20 protein-coding genes are annotated in these 18353 nt (G+C 74.7%); 13 read left to right on the top strand and 7 right to left on the bottom strand.

Annotation, left to right across the window (positions count from 1 at the left end):
* The first annotated feature begins 76 nt into the window (after nucleotides 1-76).
* Genes ACFEMC_RS18500 through arfB form a run of 4 tightly spaced genes read left to right on the top strand, consistent with a single transcriptional unit; the run spans nucleotide 77 to nucleotide 3001 of the window.
* Nucleotides 77-637: an amino-acid N-acetyltransferase gene (locus ACFEMC_RS18500; protein ID WP_380170984.1), complete on the top strand. Its 561-nt coding sequence runs from the start codon at nucleotides 77-79 to the stop codon at nucleotides 635-637.
* A complete protein-coding gene (locus tag ACFEMC_RS18495) occupies nucleotides 634-1128 on the top strand; it encodes a gluconokinase (RefSeq protein ID WP_380170983.1) in 495 nt (164 codons plus the stop codon). The genes ACFEMC_RS18500 and ACFEMC_RS18495 overlap by 4 nt, the downstream gene beginning before the upstream one ends.
* Before the next feature lie 17 nt (nucleotides 1129-1145).
* Nucleotides 1146-2579 (top strand): gluconate:H+ symporter, encoded by a 1434-nt coding sequence (locus ACFEMC_RS18490; protein ID WP_380170982.1) that lies wholly within the window; start codon nucleotides 1146-1148, stop codon nucleotides 2577-2579.
* A 2-nt stretch (nucleotides 2580-2581) separates the two neighbouring features.
* Entirely contained in the window at nucleotides 2582-3001 is a 420-nt protein-coding gene (gene arfB, locus ACFEMC_RS18485) for an alternative ribosome rescue aminoacyl-tRNA hydrolase ArfB (protein ID WP_380170981.1), read from the top strand.
* 99 nt (nucleotides 3002-3100) lie between these two features.
* Here the strand turns inward: arfB and ACFEMC_RS18480 are convergent, their stop codons facing one another.
* A complete protein-coding gene (locus ACFEMC_RS18480; RefSeq protein WP_380170980.1) occupies nucleotides 3101-4009 on the bottom strand; it encodes an A/G-specific adenine glycosylase in 909 nt (302 codons plus the stop codon).
* A 73-nt stretch (nucleotides 4010-4082) separates the two neighbouring features.
* On the opposite strand from ACFEMC_RS18480, the gene ACFEMC_RS18475 reads away from it, so the two are divergent.
* Complete coding sequence (locus tag ACFEMC_RS18475) at nucleotides 4083-4769, top strand: DUF4232 domain-containing protein (RefSeq protein WP_380170979.1); 687 nt, start codon at nucleotides 4083-4085, stop codon at nucleotides 4767-4769.
* Nucleotides 4770-4818: 49 nt separating this feature from the next.
* Here the strand turns inward: ACFEMC_RS18475 and disA are convergent, their stop codons facing one another.
* From disA to ACFEMC_RS18460, 3 genes are all read right to left on the bottom strand, one after another.
* Nucleotides 4819-5898, bottom strand: coding sequence for a DNA integrity scanning diadenylate cyclase DisA (gene disA / locus ACFEMC_RS18470; RefSeq protein ID WP_380170978.1), 1080 nt, complete (start codon nucleotides 5896-5898; stop codon nucleotides 4819-4821).
* A 96-nt stretch (nucleotides 5899-5994) separates the two neighbouring features.
* On the bottom strand, nucleotides 5995-7395 hold the full coding sequence (gene radA, locus ACFEMC_RS18465; RefSeq protein WP_380170977.1) for a DNA repair protein RadA: 1401 nt from the start codon (nucleotides 7393-7395) through the stop codon (nucleotides 5995-5997).
* A gap of 92 nt (nucleotides 7396-7487) precedes the next feature.
* Nucleotides 7488-7853: a hypothetical protein gene (locus ACFEMC_RS18460; RefSeq protein ID WP_380170976.1), complete on the bottom strand. Its 366-nt coding sequence runs from the start codon at nucleotides 7851-7853 to the stop codon at nucleotides 7488-7490.
* An 80-nt stretch (nucleotides 7854-7933) separates the two neighbouring features.
* On the opposite strand from ACFEMC_RS18460, the gene ACFEMC_RS18455 reads away from it, so the two are divergent.
* Nucleotides 7934-9166: a diguanylate cyclase gene (locus ACFEMC_RS18455; protein ID WP_380170975.1), complete on the top strand. Its 1233-nt coding sequence runs from the start codon at nucleotides 7934-7936 to the stop codon at nucleotides 9164-9166.
* Nucleotides 9163-10938 carry a putative bifunctional diguanylate cyclase/phosphodiesterase gene (locus ACFEMC_RS18450; RefSeq protein WP_380170974.1) on the top strand — a complete coding sequence of 592 codons (1776 nt, stop codon included), beginning with the start codon at nucleotides 9163-9165 and terminating at the stop codon, nucleotides 10936-10938. Before ACFEMC_RS18455 ends, ACFEMC_RS18450 begins: the two co-directional genes overlap by 4 nt.
* Here ACFEMC_RS18450 and ACFEMC_RS18445 read toward each other — a convergent pair.
* Both ACFEMC_RS18445 and ACFEMC_RS18440 read right to left on the bottom strand, forming a co-directional pair.
* Nucleotides 10905-11591 carry a class I SAM-dependent methyltransferase gene (locus ACFEMC_RS18445; RefSeq protein WP_380170973.1) on the bottom strand — a complete coding sequence of 229 codons (687 nt, stop codon included), beginning with the start codon at nucleotides 11589-11591 and terminating at the stop codon, nucleotides 10905-10907. The genes ACFEMC_RS18450 and ACFEMC_RS18445 overlap by 34 nt on opposite strands.
* Nucleotides 11588-12391, bottom strand: a complete 804-nt coding sequence (locus ACFEMC_RS18440) for a hypothetical protein (RefSeq protein WP_380170972.1) — start codon at nucleotides 12389-12391, stop codon at nucleotides 11588-11590. Before ACFEMC_RS18440 ends, ACFEMC_RS18445 begins: the two co-directional genes overlap by 4 nt.
* A gap of 65 nt (nucleotides 12392-12456) precedes the next feature.
* On the opposite strand from ACFEMC_RS18440, the gene ACFEMC_RS18435 reads away from it, so the two are divergent.
* The 6 genes from ACFEMC_RS18435 to ACFEMC_RS18410 all read left to right on the top strand — a co-directional run bounded on the left by ACFEMC_RS18435 (nucleotide 12457) and on the right by ACFEMC_RS18410 (nucleotide 16953).
* Nucleotides 12457-13431 carry a Ppx/GppA family phosphatase gene (locus tag ACFEMC_RS18435; protein WP_380170971.1) on the top strand — a complete coding sequence of 325 codons (975 nt, stop codon included), beginning with the start codon at nucleotides 12457-12459 and terminating at the stop codon, nucleotides 13429-13431.
* Nucleotides 13432-13441: 10 nt separating this feature from the next.
* Nucleotides 13442-14281 (top strand): sugar phosphate isomerase/epimerase family protein, encoded by an 840-nt coding sequence (locus ACFEMC_RS18430; RefSeq protein ID WP_380170970.1) that lies wholly within the window; start codon nucleotides 13442-13444, stop codon nucleotides 14279-14281.
* A gap of 31 nt (nucleotides 14282-14312) precedes the next feature.
* On the top strand, nucleotides 14313-15116 hold the full coding sequence (gene proC / locus ACFEMC_RS18425) for a pyrroline-5-carboxylate reductase (protein ID WP_380170969.1): 804 nt from the start codon (nucleotides 14313-14315) through the stop codon (nucleotides 15114-15116).
* Between the two features lie 84 nt (nucleotides 15117-15200).
* Nucleotides 15201-16316 (top strand): acetoin utilization protein AcuC, encoded by a 1116-nt coding sequence (locus tag ACFEMC_RS18420; RefSeq protein ID WP_380176874.1) that lies wholly within the window; start codon nucleotides 15201-15203, stop codon nucleotides 16314-16316.
* 192 nt (nucleotides 16317-16508) lie between these two features.
* Nucleotides 16509-16709, top strand: a complete 201-nt coding sequence (locus tag ACFEMC_RS18415) for a helix-turn-helix domain-containing protein (RefSeq protein ID WP_106210166.1) — start codon at nucleotides 16509-16511, stop codon at nucleotides 16707-16709.
* Nucleotides 16710-16854: 145 nt separating this feature from the next.
* Nucleotides 16855-16953 (top strand): 30S ribosomal protein bS22, encoded by a 99-nt coding sequence (locus ACFEMC_RS18410; RefSeq protein ID WP_012085056.1) that lies wholly within the window; start codon nucleotides 16855-16857, stop codon nucleotides 16951-16953.
* Nucleotides 16954-17106: 153 nt separating this feature from the next.
* On the opposite strand, the gene ACFEMC_RS18405 is transcribed toward ACFEMC_RS18410, so the two are convergent.
* The gene (locus tag ACFEMC_RS18405) at nucleotides 17107-18309 is read right to left on the bottom strand and encodes a cellulose binding domain-containing protein (protein ID WP_380170968.1); all 1203 of its coding nucleotides are present in this window, start codon (nucleotides 18307-18309) and stop codon (nucleotides 17107-17109) included.
* Nucleotides 18310-18353: the final 44 nt, after the last annotated feature.

Genomic DNA, 18353 nt, shown 5'->3' with positions numbered 1-18353 from the left:
GACGGCCCGGTACCCCACGTGGGGTGCCGGGCCGTCCTGCGTCCGGGGCTGGACAGGCGTCTGGGAGGATCGGTGGATGCCGAGCGCCGACGTCCGTCCGCAGGTCCGGGTCCGTCCCGCCCGCACGGGGGACGTGCGCGAGGTCCGACGCCTCGTCGAGGAGTACGCGCGGCAGCGGATCCTGCTCGGCAAGGAGCTCATCACCCTCTACGAGGCCGTGCAGGAGTTCGTCGTCGCCGAGCTGGTCGACGCCGACGGTGCCGGGGGCCGCGTCGTCGGCTGCGGCGCGCTGCACGTGCTGTGGGAGGACCTCGCCGAGGTGCGCACCCTCGCCGTCGACCCGACGGTGCGCGGCACCGGCGCGGGGCACCTCATCCTCACCGCCCTGCTGGACCGGGCCGACGCCCTGGGGGTGACCCGGCTGTTCTGCCTCACCTTCGAGAAGGCGTTCTTCGAGCGGCACGGGTTCGTCGAGATCGAGGGGACCCCGGTCGAGCCGGAGGTCTACGCCGAGATGCTGCGCAGCCACGACGAGGGGGTCGCGGAGTTCCTCGACCTGGCGCGCGTCAAGCCGAACACGTTGGGCAACAGCCGGATGCTGCGTCTGACGGCACCACCGGAACGAGGAGGGGCATGAGCACGACCGTCATCGTCATGGGGGTCTCGGGCAGCGGGAAGACGACGCTGGCCCAGGACCTGTCGAAGGCCAAGGGGTGGACGTACGCCGAGGGCGACGACTTCCACAGCGAGGCCAACGTCGAGAAGATGCGGTCGGGTCACGCCCTGACCGACGAGGACCGCTGGCCGTGGTTGCGGTCCATCGCCGCCTGGATCGGCGAGCGCGAGGCGGAGGGGGAGTCGGCCGTCGTCACCTGCTCCGCGCTCAAGCGCGTGTACCGGGACCTGCTGGCCGAAGGGAACCCGTCCGTCGTGTTCTGCGAGCTGAAGGTGCCCGACGAGGTGCTGGAGGACCGGCTCGCGCACCGCGAGGGGCACTACATGCCGGCCTCCCTGCTGCGCAGCCAGCTCGACACCCTCGAGGACCTGCACCCCGACGAGCGTGGGTTCCGGGTCCGGGTGCAGGGTGGTCCCGCCCAAGTTCTCGACGAGGTGCTGAGCCACCTCTGACCCGGAGGTAGCACCCCATGCCCGTGTCCGTCCCCTCGCTCGTCCCGGCCGCGGTCCAGACCGCGGCCTGGACCGGCCACGACACGCGGCTGGTGGTCGCGGCGCTGCTGGGGATCGCGGTCGTCGTCGTGACCGTCTCCTGGGCCAAGCTCAACGCGTTCATCGCCCTGCTGCTGGGGTCGGCGGTCCTCGGCCTCGTCGCCGGGTTGTCCGTCTCCGACATCGTCACGTCGTTCTCCATCGGCCTCGGGGACGCCGACGGCGCGGCCGGGGGCGCGGGGAAGACGTTCGCCGACGTCGGGATCCTCGTGGCCCTCGGCGCCGTCCTGGGCCGGTTCCTCGCCGACTCCGGCGGGGCGAACGAGATCGTCGACCGGATCGTCGACCGCGTCCACGGCAAGGCCCTGCCGTGGGCGCTCGCCGGGGCCGCGGCCCTCGTGGGGCTGCCGATGTTCTTCGAGATCGGGCTCGTGCTGCTCGTCCCGATCGTCCTGCTCGTCGTCAAGCGCACCGGTCGGCCCGTCCTGGCCCTCGGGATCCCCGCCCTGGCGGGGTTGTCCGTCCTGCACGGGTTCGTCCCGCCGCACCCCGGCCCTCTCGTGGCGATCGCCAACCTCAACGCCGACCTCGGCCTGACGCTGGGGTTCGGGCTGCTCCTCGCGATCCCGACCGTGGTGATCGCCGGGCCGCTGCTGGCCCCCCTCGTCTCGAAGTACGGCCCTCAGGACGCCGAGCACCTGCCCACGTCCGGCGGGGACCTCGGCGGAGCCGACGAGCACCAGCGCCGGCCGAAGCTGCTCGCCGTGCTGACGGTCGTGCTGCTGCCCGTCGTCCTCATGCTGGCCCGCGCCGTCGCCGAGATCGTCTCGGAGAAGGGCAACGCGGTCCACGACCTGCTCTACGCCCTCGGCACGCCGCTGGTGGCGCTGCTCATCGGCGTGCTCGTCGCGATCCCGCTGCTCGGGACCGCCGTCGGGATGGACCGGCGCAAGATCGGCGCGACCATCGACGCGTCGCTGCCGCCCATCGCCTCGACCCTGCTGATCATCGCCGCGGGCGGCGGGTTCAAGCAGGTGCTCGTCGACGCGAAGATCGGTGACCTCGTCGGCCAGCAGGCCGCCGCGCTGGCGCTCTCGCCGCTGGTCCTCGGCTGGCTCGTCGCCGTCTTCATCCGCCTCGCGACCGGCTCCGCGACCGTCGCGACCATCACCGCGGCCGGCATCGTCGCCCCGCTGGCCGGAGACCTCAGCGCCAACCACCTCGCGCTGCTCGCGCTGTCGATCGGTGCCGGCTCGCTGTTCTTCTCCCACGTCAACGACGTCGGGTTCTGGCTCGTCAAGCAGTTCTTCGGCCTGACCGTCGGGCAGACGCTCAAGAGCTGGTCGGTCATGGAGACGGTCATCTCCGTCTGCGGGCTGGCCGGGGTGCTGCTGCTCTCGCTCGTCGTCTAGCCGTGGACCTCGTCGTCAACCGCCGGGTGACCGTCCCCGAGGCCGAGCTGCACGAGCGGTTCTCCCGGTCCTCGGGGCCCGGCGGTCAGGGCGTCAACACCACCGACTCGCGCGTGGAGCTCTCGTTCGACCTCCTCCGTTCGCCGTCCGTGCCGCAGGACCTGCGCGAGCGCGCCCTGGAGCGGCTCGAGGGCCGGCTCGTCGACGGGGTCGTCACGGTGTCGGCGTCCGAGCACCGCGCGCAGCTGCGCAACCGGGCCGCCGCCGCGGAGCGGTTGCGGTCCCTGCTGGCGCTCGCCTTCGCCCCGCCCCCGGCCTCCCGCCGCGCCACCCGTCCCACCCGCGGGTCCCAGCGCCGCCGCCTCGACGGCAAGCGTCGTCGCGGTGAGGTCAAGCGCCTGCGCCGTTCCTCCGACGACTGACCTCCGCCCGCGCCCGCCCTGGGGGTTGGAGTCGTTGACGCGGAGCATCGAACCCATGAGCGCGATGCGTCAACGACGCCGACCCCGGCGCGGGCGGCGTCAGGTGCGGGGGAGGGAGAAGCGGCCGTCGGGCAGGGGCTCGACGAGCCCGTCGGCGACGAGGCCGTCGAGGCAGCGGGCGCGCTGCCGGGCGTCGGCCCAGCAGGCGGCGAGCTCGTCGGCGGTCACGGGGTCCGCGCTGCCGCGCAGGACGGACAGCAGCTTGCCGCGCACCTGGCGGTCGGTCCCGGCCCAGGCCTGGCCTCGGCGGGCGGGGCCGTCGTGGGCCGGGCGGCCGGCGAGCACCCAGGCGCAGCGGTCCAGCAGCGGGCAGTCGTCGCAGCGGGGGGAGCGGGCGGTGCACACGAGGGCGCCGAGCTCCATGACGGCGACGGCCCAGCGGGCGGCCGTGGGCGCGTCGTCGGGCAGCAGGGCGACGGCGAGCCGCTGCTCGGCGGCCGTGAGGGCGGTCGCGGGTTCGGCGGCGCCCGTGACGGCCCGCGCGTGCACGCGGCGCACGTTGGTGTCGACGACGGCGTACCGCTGTCCGAAGGCGAAGGACGCGACGGCCGCGGCCGTGTAGCTCCCGATGCCCGGGAGGGCCAGCAGCTGGGCGTGGTCGTCGGGCACCTCACCGCCGTGCTCGTCGCGCAGGGCCACGGCCGCGGCGTGCAGGCGCAGGGCGCGGCGGGGGTAGCCGAGCCGGTCCCAGGCCCGCACGGCGTCCCCGGGCGCGGCGTCGGCGAGGTCCGAGGGCGTCGGCCAGCGTTCCATCCAGGCCAGCCACTGCGGCAGGACCCGGGCGACGGGCGTCTGCTGCAGCATGACCTCGCTGACGAGGACGCCCCACGGGGTGCGGTCGGCGGCCCGCCACGGCAGGTCGCGGGCGTGGTCGGCGTACCAGTCGAGGACGCGGGTGTGCAGGTCGTCCAGGTCGTCGGGGCCTGCGACGGCGGGCGCGGTGCTCATCGCGCTGGATCGTCGCACGGCGGTCGCGGCGCGCCTCCACCCGCGGGGTCGGACCGGCGCCTACCTTCGCCCGGTGAGCAGCGTCCTGCACCCGGTCGGCCCGGAGGACAAGGGCACCTACTGGCGGCGACGCCTCGTGGTCGTGCTCGCACTCGTCGTGGTCGTGGTGCTCGTCGCCCTGGGCGTCCGCGCCCTCACCACGTCGGACGACGCCGCGGCGCAGGGGCCGACGAAGCTCGATCCGAGCACGGTGGCCACCACCGACGCCCAGACCCCGACGGGCAGCCCGAGCGCACCCTCCGAGACGCCCGGGACGTCCGCCACGGACACCACGGCCTCGACGGCGACCACCGCCACGACGGGGGCCACCGCGTGCTCCGACCAGTCCCTGGCGGTGACCCTGACGACGAAGGCGACGACCTACGGACCCGGACAGGCCCCGAACCTCTCGCTCACGGTCGAGAACACGTCGCAGACCCCCTGCACCGTCGAGACCAGCAGCGCTGTCCGCGTCCTGACGGTCAGCGACGCCGCCGGAGCCCAGGTGTGGTCGAGCGCGGACTGCCAGACCAAGGGCGAGTCCGCGACGGACCAGCTCGCGCCCGGCGCCACGCGGTCGAAGACCGTCACGTGGTCGCGCCAGCACTCCGCCGCGGGGTGCCCCACCGCCCAGAAGGCCGTGGACCCCGGCACCTACACCGTCAACGGCACGTGGGACGGTGTCGCGGCCAAGCCGATCACCCTGGCCCTGACGAGCTGAGACCCACCGCTCCTGAGGGACCCCGCCGGCTCACCGGCGGGGGCGGGCCTCAGACGTAGCGTTCGAGGATCGAGCTCTCGGCCAGCCGCGAGAGCCCCTCGCGCACCGCGCGGGCGCGCTGCTCGCCGACGCCGTCGACGGTCATGAGGTCGTCGATGCTGGCCGCCAGGAGCTTCTGCAGGTCCCCGAACTGGTCGACGAGACGTTCCACGATCGCGCCGGGCAGGCGCGGGACGCGGTTGAGGAGGCGGAAACCCTTGGGGGAGACGGCCGAGTCGAGGGAGTCGCCGCCGACGGAGAAACCCAGGACGCGGGCCACCGAGGCGAGGTCGACGAGGTCGGCGGAGTGCAGACCCGCGAGGGCGTCCAGGACGGCCTCGAGCGGTCCCTCGTGCCGGGAGGCCTCGAGGTAGTCGCGGACGACGAGTTCGCGGTCCGGGCCCACGCCCCCGACGAGTTCGTCGAGCTGCAGGGACAGCAGGCGGCCGTCGACCCCGAGTTCGACGACGTACCCGGAGATCTCGTCGGCGATGCGCGAGACCATCTCGATGCGCTGCACGACCGAGCAGACGTCCCGCACCGTGACGAGGTCCTCGATCTCGAGGGCGGACAGCGTGCCGGTCACCTCGTCGAGGCGGGCGCGGTAGCGCTCCAGCGTCTGCAGTGCCTGGTTCGCGCGACCCAGGATGGCGTCCGAACCCTCGAGCACGTAGCGGCGGTTGCCGGTGTAGACGGCGACGATCCGCATGGACTGCGAGACCGAGATGACGGGGAAACCCGTCTGCTTCGCGACGCGTTCGGCGGTGCGGTGGCGGGTTCCGGACTCGCTCGTCTCGATGGAGGAGTCGGGGACCAGCTGGACGGCTGCGCGCAGGATGCGGGAGACGTCGCGGTCCAGGACGATCGCGCCGTCCATCTTCGCCAGTTCGCGCAGGCGCGTCGCCGAGAACTCCACGTCGAGGGCGAAACCCCCGGTGGACAACGAGTCGACGACGCGGTCGAACCCCAGGACGATGAGCGCGCCCGTGCGGCCGCGCAGGATGCGTTCGAGCCCGTCACGCAGCAGCGTGCCCGGCGCCACGATCGCCAACGTCGCCCGGAGGACCTCCTCGGGGGTGCGGTCCACCACCGGCCACCTCCGAAACCTCGCACGTCACGACCACGAACCTGGGCGGAGTCTAGCGGTGCACCCGTCGGGGCGGGGGGTGCCCTCCCCGCGACGGTTTCACGAGGCCACGAGTCGCGCGGCCACGCAGGCGTCCAGCAGCGTCTCGACCTCGTGCACCCGCAACCCGGCGGGCACCGCGCCGTCGCCGAGCGACCCCTTCGGGACGATCGCCGTCGTGAACCCCAGCCGCGCGGCCTCGCTGAGCCGGCGCGGGACCCCCGTCACCCGGCGCACCTCCCCGGCCAGCCCGACCTCGCCCAGCGCGATGGTGCCCGCGGCGATCGGCCGGTCCTTCGCGGCGCTGGCCACGGCGAGCGCCACCGCCAGGTCCACCGACGGCTCCGTCAGCTTCACCCCGCCGACGGTGGCGACGAACGTGTCGCGGTTGCCGAGGGCGACGCCGAGGCGGCGCTGCACGACGGCCAGGACCATCGCCATGCGGCTCGACTCCAGACCGCTGGTGACGCGGCGGGCGTTGCCGGGCGTGGTGTCGGTGGAGACCAGGGACTGCAGCTCGGCCAGCAGCGGCCGGCGCCCCTCCAGCGTCACCGTCACGCACGTGCCCGCCACCGGTTCCGGGGTGCCGGAGACGAACAGGCCGCTCGGGTCGGGCAGGCCGACGATCCCGTCCTCGCCGAGCTCGAAGCAGCCGACCTCGTCCGTGGGGCCGTAGCGGTTCTTCACCGCGCGCAGCAGCCGCAGCCGCGAGTGGCGCTCGCCCTCGAACTGGCAGACGACGTCGACGAGGTGCTCCAGCGTCCGCGGGCCCGCGATCGAGCCGTCCTTCGTCACGTGACCCACCAGCAGGGTGGCCAGCGCCCGGCGCTTGGCGACGCCGATGAGCGCCCCGGCCACCTCGCGCACCTGCGAGACCCCGCCGGCCGCCCCGTCCACCTCACCGGAGGCGATCGTCTGCACCGAGTCGACGATGAGCAGGTCGGGGTTCGAGTGCTCGACGTGACCGAGCACCGTCGCCAGGTCCGTCTCGGAGGCCAGGAGCAGCCGCGGGCGCAGCGCCCCGATCCGCTCGGCCCGCAGGCGCACCTGCGCCGCCGACTCCTCGGCCGTCACGTACAGGACGGTCCGGCCCGTCGCGGCCGCGCGGGAGGCCGCGTCGAGCAGCAGCGTCGACTTGCCCACGCCCGGCTCGCCCGCCATGAGGACGACGGCGCCGGGCACCAGGCCGCCACCCAGGACGCGGTCGAACTCGTCGACCCCCGTCGGCGTCGCGCGCGCGGCCTCGACGTCGACCTCGGCGATGGGGCGGGCCGGTTCGCGCACCGGGGCCGCCGTCGTCGTGCGGACGGTGACCGCCCCGGTCTCCTCGACCGTGCCCCACGCCTGGCACTCCCCGCAGCGGCCGACCCACTTGGCCGTCGTCCAGCCGCACTCGGCGCACTTGTAGGCGGGACGGGACTTCGCGGACGAACCACGGGCGGACGAGCTCTTGGCGGGCACGTCCTGCACCGTAGGGGCCGGGTACGACACGACCCCCGCACCGGGCCGGTGCGAGGGTCGTGGCGGAGCGGACGGGGCGGTGGAGCCACCGGTCAGGTGCCGTAGAGGACCTTCATGGTCGTCATGAGGATGCCGAGCGTGGCCATGACGAAGCTGGGCACGAAGGCGAGGATCGCGGCGCCGATGCTGCCGCTCTTGCGGTACAGCAGGTAGGCCGAGAAGACCATGACGAGCGCGCCGACGAGCGTGAAGGTCAGACCCACCGCGATCCGGCTGCCGGGGGCCGCCTGGTAGGGGTCCGAGCCCAGGAGCAGCAGCGGGACGACCCCGGACAGGACGAGGCCCACGACCCAGATGGCCAGCGCGGCGACCGTGCCGCCGTTCGGCTTGGACCACTTGATGGGGGCGATGGCCCGTTGTTCCTCGTGCTGGACCGGCGGGGTGGCGTGCGCGCTCATGCCTCCATCATCCACGCTCGTGACCCTCCGCGGCGACCCAGGTGCACCGTGCGCCGTGCCGCGGCTCCTACGCCGGGCGGGTGAGCGGGCTCCGGAGCCCGAGCGAGGGCGCCGACACCACCAAGGTGACCGCACCGCCCCGAGCAGGCAGCCTGCTGCCCCGGCCCTTCGAGGCGGACCTGGAACGGGAGTTCCGGGTGGTGCGCAACGCGTCCCGGTCGCGCTGGTTCGTCCCGACGGCCCTGCTCGGGCTCGTCTTCTTCGACCTCTACGTCCTCATCGACCTGGCGCTGGCCCCGCAGGTGCTCGCGCTGTCGCTGGGGCTGCGGCTGGGGCTGGTCACCCCCGTCGCGCTCGTGGGCCTGTGGCTGCGCGGGCGTCGGATCGCCGCCCGACCTGGGTCCCGGGTCGACGTGCCGCTGGTCGCCGGCGCCGCCTCGCTCGTCGTGGGGGTCCTCGCCGTGGTCCAGCGCAGCGCGCCCGGAGCCCTCGGCGGCGCCTACTTCGCGGGCGCCCTCATCGTCGTCGTCTTCTTCAGCACGCTGCTGCGCAACGACGTCCGCGGGGCGGTGGCCGTGCTGGCGACGCTGGTGGCCGCGTTCGGGTCGGGACAGTGGTTCGTGGGGTCGGACCCCGTCGCGATCCAGGCGACCGCCCTGCTCGCGGTCGCCGTCAGCGGTCTCTTCGGGCTCGTCCTGGCCGGCACCCTGGAGGAGAGCGAGCGGGCCCGCTTCCTCGCCGAGCGCCGCGAGCGCCGGCTGGCCGCCGAGCGCGAGGAGCTCATCGCGGCCCTGGCCCAGGCCGCCGTCCGGGACGAGCTCACGGGCCTCCTGAACCGGCGGGGCCTGCTGGACCGAGTGGCGACCCAGCCGGCGACCGCCGGCGGGGCGGGTGTCCTGCTGGTCGACGTCGACCACTTCAAGGAACTGAACGACCGGTTCGGCCACCTCGAGGGGGACCGGTGCCTCACGCTGGTCGCGGACGCCCTGGCGTCGGCGTGCCGTCCCACCGACGTGGTGGCCCGCTTCGGCGGGGAGGAGTTCGTCGTGGTGCTCGACGGGGAGCACGGGCAGGACGCTGGGGAGGTCGACGTGCAGCTGGCCGGGGAACGACTGCGCGCTGCCGTGCGCGCGTGCGCGCTGCCGCACCCCCGCGGCGGGGTGGTGACCGTGAGCGTCGGTGCGGCGCGCGGGGAGTGGGAGGCGGCGCTGGCCGCCGCCGACGAGGCCGTCTACGCGGCCAAGGCGGCCGGGCGGGACACCGTCGTGGTGGCCGCAGCGGTGACCGGGCCGACCGCGGGAGCCCTGACGTGAACCGCCGACGCCGGGAGCAGCTCGGCGAGCGCCTGCGCCGCCTGGGGCTGCCCGTCGTCTCGCCGAGCTACGAAGCCCTGGCCCGGCAGGCGGCCGACGAGGTGCTCGTGACGGACACCGACGGCACCGTCCGCTTCCTCAGCCCGTCCTTCAGCCGCCGCTGGAACCTGGACCGGTGGGGTCTGGTCGGGCGCGACGCCTTCGAGTGGGTCCACCCCGACGACCGGGACAGCGCTCGCGAGCTCCTGCGGCAGGCGTGCCTGCCGGGGGCCGGTCCCGTCGACTCCCAGCACCGCTACCTCGTCCGGGCCACCGGCGAGGTGCGCTGGTGCCGCGTGCGCTTCAGCGACGCCCGCCACGAACGCAGCGTCCGCGGCGTCATCTGGAACTGCGTCGACACCACCGACGAGAAGCGCGCCCTGGAGGCGCTGCACTTCGCCGCCGGCCACGACGGCCTCACGGGCCTGCCCAACCGCCGCAGCCTCTTCGAGTCCTTCGCAGCCGCCGCCGACGCCGGGGCCACGTGCGGTCTGGTGCTGCTCGGCCTCGACGGGCTCAAGGCCGTCAACGACCGGCTCGGCCACTCCGCCGGCGACGAGGTCGTCCGGCGCACCGCCGAGCGCCTGCTGCAGGTGGCCGGCGCCGGCGCCGTCGTCGCGCGCCTCGACGGGGACGAGTTCGCCGTCCTGGTGACGGGCGGCGAGCGGGAGGTCGGGCAGGCCGTCGCCACCCTGGGCGACCGGTGCGTGCGCGCCGTCCGCGAGCCCCTGGCCGTCGGCGGGAGGACGGTCGGCGTGACGGCGGGGGCCGGCACGGCGCTCGCCGTCCCGGACACCGACGCGCTGCAGGACCGGGTCCGTCAGCTGTTCCAGCACGCCGACATCGCCCTGGTGGCGGCCAAGGCCGGTGGCGGCGACCGCGCCGTCCCGTTCTCGCGCGGCCTGCTCGACGCCCGGCACGAGCGCGCCGAGCTCGCGGCCGACCTGCGCACGGCCCTGGCCCAGCGGCAGCTGCACGTGGTCTACCAGCCCCTGGTCGACCTCGCCGCGGGGTCGACCGTCGGGGTGGAGGCCCTCGTCCGCTGGGAGCACCCGCGCCGCGGGGCGGTGTCCCCGGCGGTCTTCGTGCCCGTGGCGGAGGAGTCCGACACCATCCTCGACATCGGTGGGTTCGTCCTCGACCAGGCGCTGGGCGCCGTGTCCGGGTTCCGGGCGGCCGCGGGCGGGGACGTCCTCGTCAGCGTCAACCTGTCCGGGCACCAGCTCCTGCAGCCCGACCTCACCGTCCTCGTCGCCGACGCCCTGGCCCGTCACCGCGTCGACCCCGCGGCCCTGTGCCTGGAGGTGACCGAGAGCGCGGCCGTCGCGGACCTGTCCGCGGCGCGCGAGACGCTGCTGCGCCTGCGCTCGCTCGGTGTGCGGACCGCGCTGGACGACTTCGGGACGGGGTACTCCTCGCTGTCCTACCTGCGCCGACTGCCCGTGGACAAGCTCAAGATCGACAAGTCCTTCCTCGACGACGTGGCCGACGGCCAGGGGGTGGCGGTGCTGTCGGGCATCGCGGCGCTCGCCTCGGGGCTGGGGCTGACCACGGTCGCCGAGGGCATCGAGACCGACCAGGTGGCCCGGCTCGTCGCCCGGGCCGGCTGCACGTGGGGGCAGGGGTACCACTTCGCGCGGCCGCTGGCCGAAGAGGTGGCGCGCGAGCACTTCGCTCGTCGGGCCGGCCGGGGTGGTCCTCAGAACCCCCTGTGGCGCAGCACGACGGCGTAGTCCACCCGCGTCCCCGGGTGCCCCGCGAGGAACGCGTCGGCGAGCCGGGGGGTGAACTCGATCCGGACGACGGCCTCCAGGTCGGCGCGGGAGTCGAACTCCCACGCCACGTCGAGCCGCTCGACGTCCCACCCGCGGCGGGCGAAGAACCGGTCCACGGCGACCGGGTCGTAGGAGGGCAGCGACGTCGCGAACCAGCGGCCGACCGTCGAGCGGGTCGCGTCGTTGTCCACGACGAACGCCGTCCCGCCCCGGCGCACGACGCGGTCGAGCTCGGCCAGGCCCGGTTCGCAGCCGGGCCCGAAGAAGTAGGCCCACCGGGCGTGCACGACGTCGACGCTCGCGTCCGGCAGCGGCAGCGCGCCCGCTTCCCCCTGCAGCACGGCGACTCCCGGGACGCCCGACGTCCGCTCCCGGGCCCGCCGCACGAGCGGCGGGTGGGGTTCGACGCCGGTGACGGAGCGGGCCGTCGCCGCGAACCGGGGCAGGTGGAACCCCGCACCGCAGCCGACGTCGAGGACGTCCTGCCCGGCCCAGTCGTGGACCGCGCGCATCGCGCCCTCGATCAGGCCGCCGCGGTCGACGGCGAGGTTCTCCAGCTCGTAGACGTCGGGGGAGTCCCAGATGTTCGGGCTGGGGACGACCCCGCTCACCGGTGCCGGTCGGCGGGGTGCACCGTCAACGGCAGGAGGCGTCGGTGCGCCGACCCCGAGCGCGTCCGCGCCACGAGCGCCTCGCAGTGCCGGGCCAGCTCCTCGTAGGGCGCGTCGCCGACCATCTCGCGCAACTCGTTCTCACAGCTGAGGAACACCGGCCGCTCCCCGACGTGCGCGGCGGGGTTGCCGGTGCAGTACCAGTCGAGGTCGTGCCCGCCCTCGCCCCAGCCGCGGCGGTCGTACTCGGCGATGCTCACCTCGAGGTAGGTCGAGCCGTCCCCGCGCGTGACGGTCCGGTACGAGCGCTTGAGCGGCAGCTGCCAGCAGACGTCGGGCTTGTAGGTCAGCGGGTCGACCCCGTCCCGCAGGGCCTGCAGGTGCAGCGCGCAGCCGGCGCCGGCGGGGAACCCCGGCCGGTTGGCCAGGATGCAGCCACCCTCGTGCACGCGCGTCTTGCGCTCGCCGTCCTCGACCTCGGTCCAGCCGCCCGCGCGGCCCTCGTCGTGGAACTGCCACACCTCGGGGGTCAGCCTCTTGACGACCTTGGCGACGCGCTTCTCGTCGGCCTTCTCGGTGAAGTGCGCGCCCAGCGCGCAGCAGCCGACGTCGGGGCGGTCGGCGTAGATCCCCGGGCAGCCGTTGCCGAAGATGCAGGTGTAGTCGCTGGTGAGCCACGTGAGGTCGACGCGGTAGACCGTGTCGGGCTGGTCCTCGGGACCGCGCGCGGACGCCACGTCCTGCGGGTCGGGGAACTCCAGCCACAACCGGGCCGTGTCCAGCGGGGTCTCGACGCTCACCGCTGCAGCGTAAGCGTGCCCCCGGGAGGCACGGGGGACCCGCCGTCGTCCACTAGGGTCGCCGCGTGCGCTTGGGTGTCCTGGACGTGGGCAGCAACACCGTCCACCTGTTGGTCGTCGACGCCCACCCCGGGGCCCACCCGTTGCCCGCGCACTCCACGCGCCGGCTGCTCCGGCTGGCCGAGCACCTGACCCCCGAGGGCGCGATCGACGTCGCGGGTGTCGACGCGCTCACCGACGCCGTCGCGGCGGCGGCCGCCGCGGCCGAGGACGCCGGCGTCACCGAGATGCTGGCGTTCGCCACGTCCGCCGTGCGCGAGGCCGTCAACGGCGAGGAGGTCCTGGACCACGTCGAGCGCGCCACGGGCGTGCGGCTGCAGGTGCTGCCCGGGACCGCCGAGGCCGACCTGACGTTCCTGGCCGTCCGTCGCTGGTTCGGCTGGTCGGCGGGCCGGTTGCTCGTCCTCGACATCGGCGGCGGCTCCCTGGAGGTGGCCGCGGGCCTGGACGAGGCGCCCGACGTCTCCTTCTCCCTGCCGCTCGGCGCCGGCCGGCTCACCCGCGACCGCCTCGCGGGCGACCCGCCCTCGCCCGAGGCCGTCCGCGACGTGCGCCGCTCGGTGCGCCAGCAGGTCGCCGCCCGCGTGCGCGACGTGACGCGCGCCGGCACGCCCGACCGCGTCGTCGTGACGTCCAAGACCTTCCGCAGCCTCGCCCGCCTCACGGGGGCGGCCCCGGCGGAGGAGGGCCCCGCGGTGCGTCGCGTGCTGCGCCGCGACGACCTCGCCCCCTGGGTGCCAAAGCTGGCGGGCATGACGTTCCGCCAGCGTGCGGAGCTGCCCGGGGTGAGCGTGGAGCGCGCGCCGCAGGTCCTGGCCGGTGCCCTCGTCGCCGAGGCCGCGTTCGAGCTGCTCGGCGTCGAGGAGGCGCTCGTCTGCCCGTGGGCGCTGCGCGAGGGCGTCATCCTGCGGCGCCTCGACGCGATCACCGCGGCGGGGGCTGTGGACGGCGCGCACGGTGGCGTCGGGACGGGGAACTAGCGTGAGCGCCGTGGAAGACACGTCCCCGACCGCCGCGGACCTGCCCGAGGGCCGGATCCGCGTGGCCCTGTCGACGACGTGCTCGTACCCCGAGTCGACGACGGCGGCCTTCGAGATCGCCGCGCGCCTGGGCTACGACGGCGTCGAGGTCCTCGTCTGGACCGACCCCGTCAGCCAGGACGCCGCCGCCCTGCGCCGGCTCGTCGAGCACTTCGAGGTGCCCGTCCTGTCCGTGCATGCACCGACGCTGCTGCTGACCCAGCGCACGTGGGGCCGGGGCGACCCGTGGGGCAAGCTCGAACGGTCCGCGGAGCTGGCCGCCACGCTCGGGGCGGACACCGTGGTCGTGCACCCGCCGTTCCGCTGGCAGCGCGACTACGCGACCGGTTTCGTCGCCGGCATCGAGGCCCTCGAGGCCCGGACGGGGGTGACGATGGCCGTGGAGAACATGTTCCCGTGGCGCGCCCGCGGCCGTGAGCTCGTCGCCTACGCCCCCGGCTGGGACCCGACCGAGCTCGGCTACCGGCACCTGACGCTGGACTACTCCCACGCCGCGACGTCGGGCCAGGACTGCCTGGAGCTGACGCGGGCGTTCGGCTCCCGGCTCGCGCACGTCCACCTGTGCGACGGCACCGGGTCGGCCAAGGACGAGCACCTCGTGCCCGGTGACGGCACCCAGCCCGTGGCCGCCGCGCTGGCCGAGCTGGCCCGGACGGGCTTCTCCGGGGTCGTCGCCGCCGAGGTGAACACGCGCCGGGCCCGCGGCCGCGCCGCCCGCGAGGAGGCGCTCGCCCGCACCCTGCGGTTCGCGCGCGAGCACCTGGCGCGGACCCCGGAGGTCACGGCGTGACCGGGCCCGAGCTGCTGACGGACGAGGGGGAGTGCGCGTGACGCTGGCGTTGGTCGGGGCCGGGGTGATGGGCCAGACCCTGCTGGGGGGCCTGCTGCGCGCGGGGCGCGCCGCGGACGACGTGCTCGTCGTGGACCGGCGGGCGGGTCGCGGCCGGGAGCTGCACGAGCGCTTCGGCGTCCGGGTGGTCGACGACGTGGCGGCGGTGCGGGGCGCCCGGACGGTGCTGCTCGCGGTGAAGCCGCAGGACCTGCCGGCCCTGCTGGACTCCCTGGCCCCGCACCTGGACGCCGACGCGCTCGTCGTGTCCCTCGCCGCCGGCGTCACGACGGCGGCCATCGAGGCCCGGCTGCCCGCGGGGACGTCGGTCGTTCGGGTCATGCCGAACACGCCCTCCCTCGTGGACGAGGGGATGGCGGCCCTCGCGGCCGGGTCCTCGTGCGCGGACGCCCAGCTCGCCGAGGCGGAGGACCTGCTGCGCTCGTGCGGTCGCACGGTCGTGCTGGCCGAGAAGCACCTCGACGCCGTCACGGCGCTGTCCGGGTCCGGTCCGGCGTACGTCTTCTACGTGGTGGAGGCGATGGTCGAGGCGGGCGTCCTGCTGGGCCTGCCACGGGCGACCGCGACCGAACTCGTGGTCCAGACCGTCGTGGGGGCCGGAGCGATGCTGCGCGAGACCGGGCAGCACCCGACCGTCCTGCGCGAGCAGGTGACGTCCCCGGCGGGCACGACGGCCGCGGCGCTGCGCCAGCTCGACGACTCCGGCGTGCGGGCCGCGCTGGTCAACGCGGTCGAGGCCGCCGCCGCCCGGTCCCAGCAGCTGTCGGGGGGCTGAGCCGTGGGCGAGGGCACGCGGGACGAGGTGCGGGTCGTCTGGGACGAGGCGTTCACGCGCTACGACTTCGGCCGGTGGCACCCGATGGCGCCCGTCCGGCTCGACCTGACGGCCCGCCTCTGCGCGGACCTCGGACTGTTCGACCGCCCCGGCGTCGTCGTCGTCGGGGCCGAACCCGCCGACGACGAGCTCCTGTGCACCGTCCACGACCGCGCCTACGTCGACGCGGTCAAGGCCGCCTCGGCCGACCCGCGGCAGGCCCAGCCGGTCTTCGGCCTCGGGACCGAGGACGACCCGGCCTTCCCCGGGATGCACGAGGCCGCCGCGCGCATCGTCGGCGGGTCCGTAGACCTCGGCCGGGCGCTCGTCGCGGGTCGGACGCTGCACGGCGTCAACTTCTGCGGCGGCATGCACCACGCGAAACCGGGCTGCGCCAGCGGGTTCTGCGTCTACAACGACGCCGCCGCGGCCATCGTGGCGATGCTGCGCGACGGGGCCGAGCGGATCGCCTACGTCGACCTGGACTGCCACCACGGGGACGGGACCGAGGCGGTCTTCTGGGACGACCCGCGGGTCCTGACGGTCAGCGTCCACGAGTCGGGCACCACCCTGTTCCCGGGCACCGGCTTCGCCGACGAGCTCGGCGGGCCGGACGCGCTCGGGTCCGCCGTGAACCTGGCGCTGCCGGCGGGCACGGGCGACGCGGGCTGGCTGCGAGCGGTGCACGCCGTGGTCCCGCAGCTCGTGCGGGCCTTCGCCCCCGACGTCCTCGTCACCCAGCACGGCTGCGACACCCACGCCCTGGACCCGCTGGGCCACCTGACGGTGTCCGTCGACGCGCAGCGGGTGGCGTCGGCGGCGATGCACGCGCTCGCGCACGACGCGTCGCACGGTCGGTGGCTGGCGCTCGGCGGTGGGGGCTACGAGGTCGTCGACGTCGTGCCGCGGACCTGGGCCCACCTGGTCGCCGAGGCCTCGCAGCAGCCGCTCGACCCGGCCACCCCGCTGCCCGCGTCGTGGCGCGCGCACGTGGAGGCGACGCTCGAGCGGGAGGCCCCCGCGGCGATGACGGACGGTGAGCCCGCGACCTTCACGGGGTGGGAGTCGGGCTACGACCCGGACGACGCCGTGGACCGCGCGATCCTCGCCACCCGCCGTGCTGCGTTCCCGCTGCACGGGCTCGACCCGGACTTCGACTGAACTCCCAGCAGATTTTTACGGAGCGTCAGTGCTGGTCACAGCCTGTCCAGGTCACTCTGAGTGACTCAATGAGCACGGAGATCTTCCACGCACGTCACACGTGCCCCTAGAGTGGACGGTGAACGCGCCCCCACCGGGCCGTCCGCGGGGGACGGTGCGCAAATGGCGCGCGAACTGAAGGGTGCTGTGGGGATGCCTGAGGATCGCCCGCTGTCCGAGGTCCGGTTCCTGACCGTGGCCGAGGTCGCGTCGATGATGCGCGTGTCGAAGATGACGGTGTACCGACTGGTGCACAACGGGGAGCTGCCCGCCGTCCGCGTCGGCCGCTCCTTCCGCGTGCCCGAGGACGCCGTCCACGAGTACCTGCGGCAGTCGTTCATCGACACCGCCTGAGCCGGACGGCCCGCACCGCCCGGCACGTCGCGCACGAGGAGACGGGTAGACTCGACGTCGGTCTGCCGCTCGCTGAGCGGCACGTCGCGTGCCGGTCCGCCGGGGCGTCGGCAGCAACCAGTCGTATCGAGTGAGCGAGGACCCCTTGGGCTCTGTCATCAAGAAGCGTCGCAAGCGCATGGCGAAGAAGAAGCACCGCAAGCTGCTCCGCCGCACGCGTCACCAGCGTCGCAACAAGAAGTGATGTGCTGAAGGGCGGCTCCCCCGCGGGGGAGCCGCCCTTCGTGCGTTCCAGGGTCCGCGCCGGTCGCCGCCCGGGTCCCGGTCGTCGGCACCTCGCCCCCGATCGACGGGAGCGAGGTGCCGACGATCCTCCCCGGAAGGCGAGGGACGGTCGTCAGGAGCAGGTGATCGTGGCCGGCGTGGCGGTGCTGCCGGTGGCGGCGAGCTGGTAGCCGAAGCTCGTCGTCCCGCCCGCGGCGAGGGAGCCGTTGTAGGAGGCGTTCTTCACCGTCAGCGTCCGGCCGGACTGCGTCCACGTGCCGTTCCACAGGTTCGTCACCGTCTGCCCGGCGGGCAGCGTCGCGACGGTGGTCCAGCCCGTCCGGGCCTCGCCGCCGTTGGTGACCGTGACGTTCTGCACGGCCCCCGCGCCCCAGGCCGACTCGGTCTTCGCCGTCGCGGAGCAGACGGGACGGCCGGACGTCGGCCGCGGCGAGCGGGTCACCGTCGCGGTGGGGCTGGCGGTGGCGGTGGCGGTGGGCGTGGCGGTCGGGCTGGTGGTGGCCGTGGGGGTCGCCGTCGAGCCCGTGCCCGCGGCGAACGACGTCACCGCCAGGCCCGTCCCGCCGGTCCACGGCTCGAACCCGGCCTGGATGCTCGTGAGGTACCAGGAGCGCTGGACCCAGCCGCGGGCCAGGGCGTCGTCGAAGAACGTGCTCACGGCGAAGTCCGCCGACGACGTCGGGGTCTGGCGGACGTAGGAGACGACGTTCCAGCCCGTGTTGCCGAACCAGACGTCCCACGTCGCGCCGGCGAGGGTCACGGTGCCGACCTTGCTGCCGACGGGCTGCGGGCGACCGGCGTGGTTGAGCCACACCATGACCTCGGCGCCGGTGTTCTGGCCGTCGGTGCGCGGCGTCGGGTCGAACCAGAGGTCGTAGGACGCGTCCCACTCACCCGTGGTCGGGTAGGTCATGGCGACGCTCGTGCGGACCGACCCGAAGGTGCTGCTGGAGGCCTGCACGGGGGAGAAGCCCGTCGTGCAGTCGGCGTAGTGGCAGCCCCAGTAGATCGACGGGTAGCTCTTGGGGGCGCCGCTGGTCGACACGCTGCCGTCGGCCTGCGTGACCGTGAAACCCGTCGCCGTCGGCTCGATGCACTGCTGCGCGGACGTGCCCCAGCGGTTGTTCTGGATGCGGTACTTCCCGTCCGCGGTAGTCGTCTTGGCGTACTGGTCGCACAGGGCCGTCGCGGCCGCCGCGCTCGGGGTGCCGACGGTGGTCACCGCCGTGGCGGCGCCCGCCACGAGGGCGGTCACGGCCGCGGCCACTCCGAGCTTGGGTCCGACGGTGGCGGCGAGGGCACGCAGGCGAGGCACGCCGCTGTCTCGTCCGCCCGTGCCCCCGACCTGAGCGTTCTCGG

The sequence above is a fragment of the Kineococcus sp. DHX-1 genome, assembly GCF_042473625.1.
GTDB lineage: Bacteria > Actinomycetota > Actinomycetes > Actinomycetales > Kineococcaceae > Kineococcus.
Note: the sequence above shows the minus strand (reverse complement) of the source record. Positions and strands in the feature narration are given on the sequence as shown.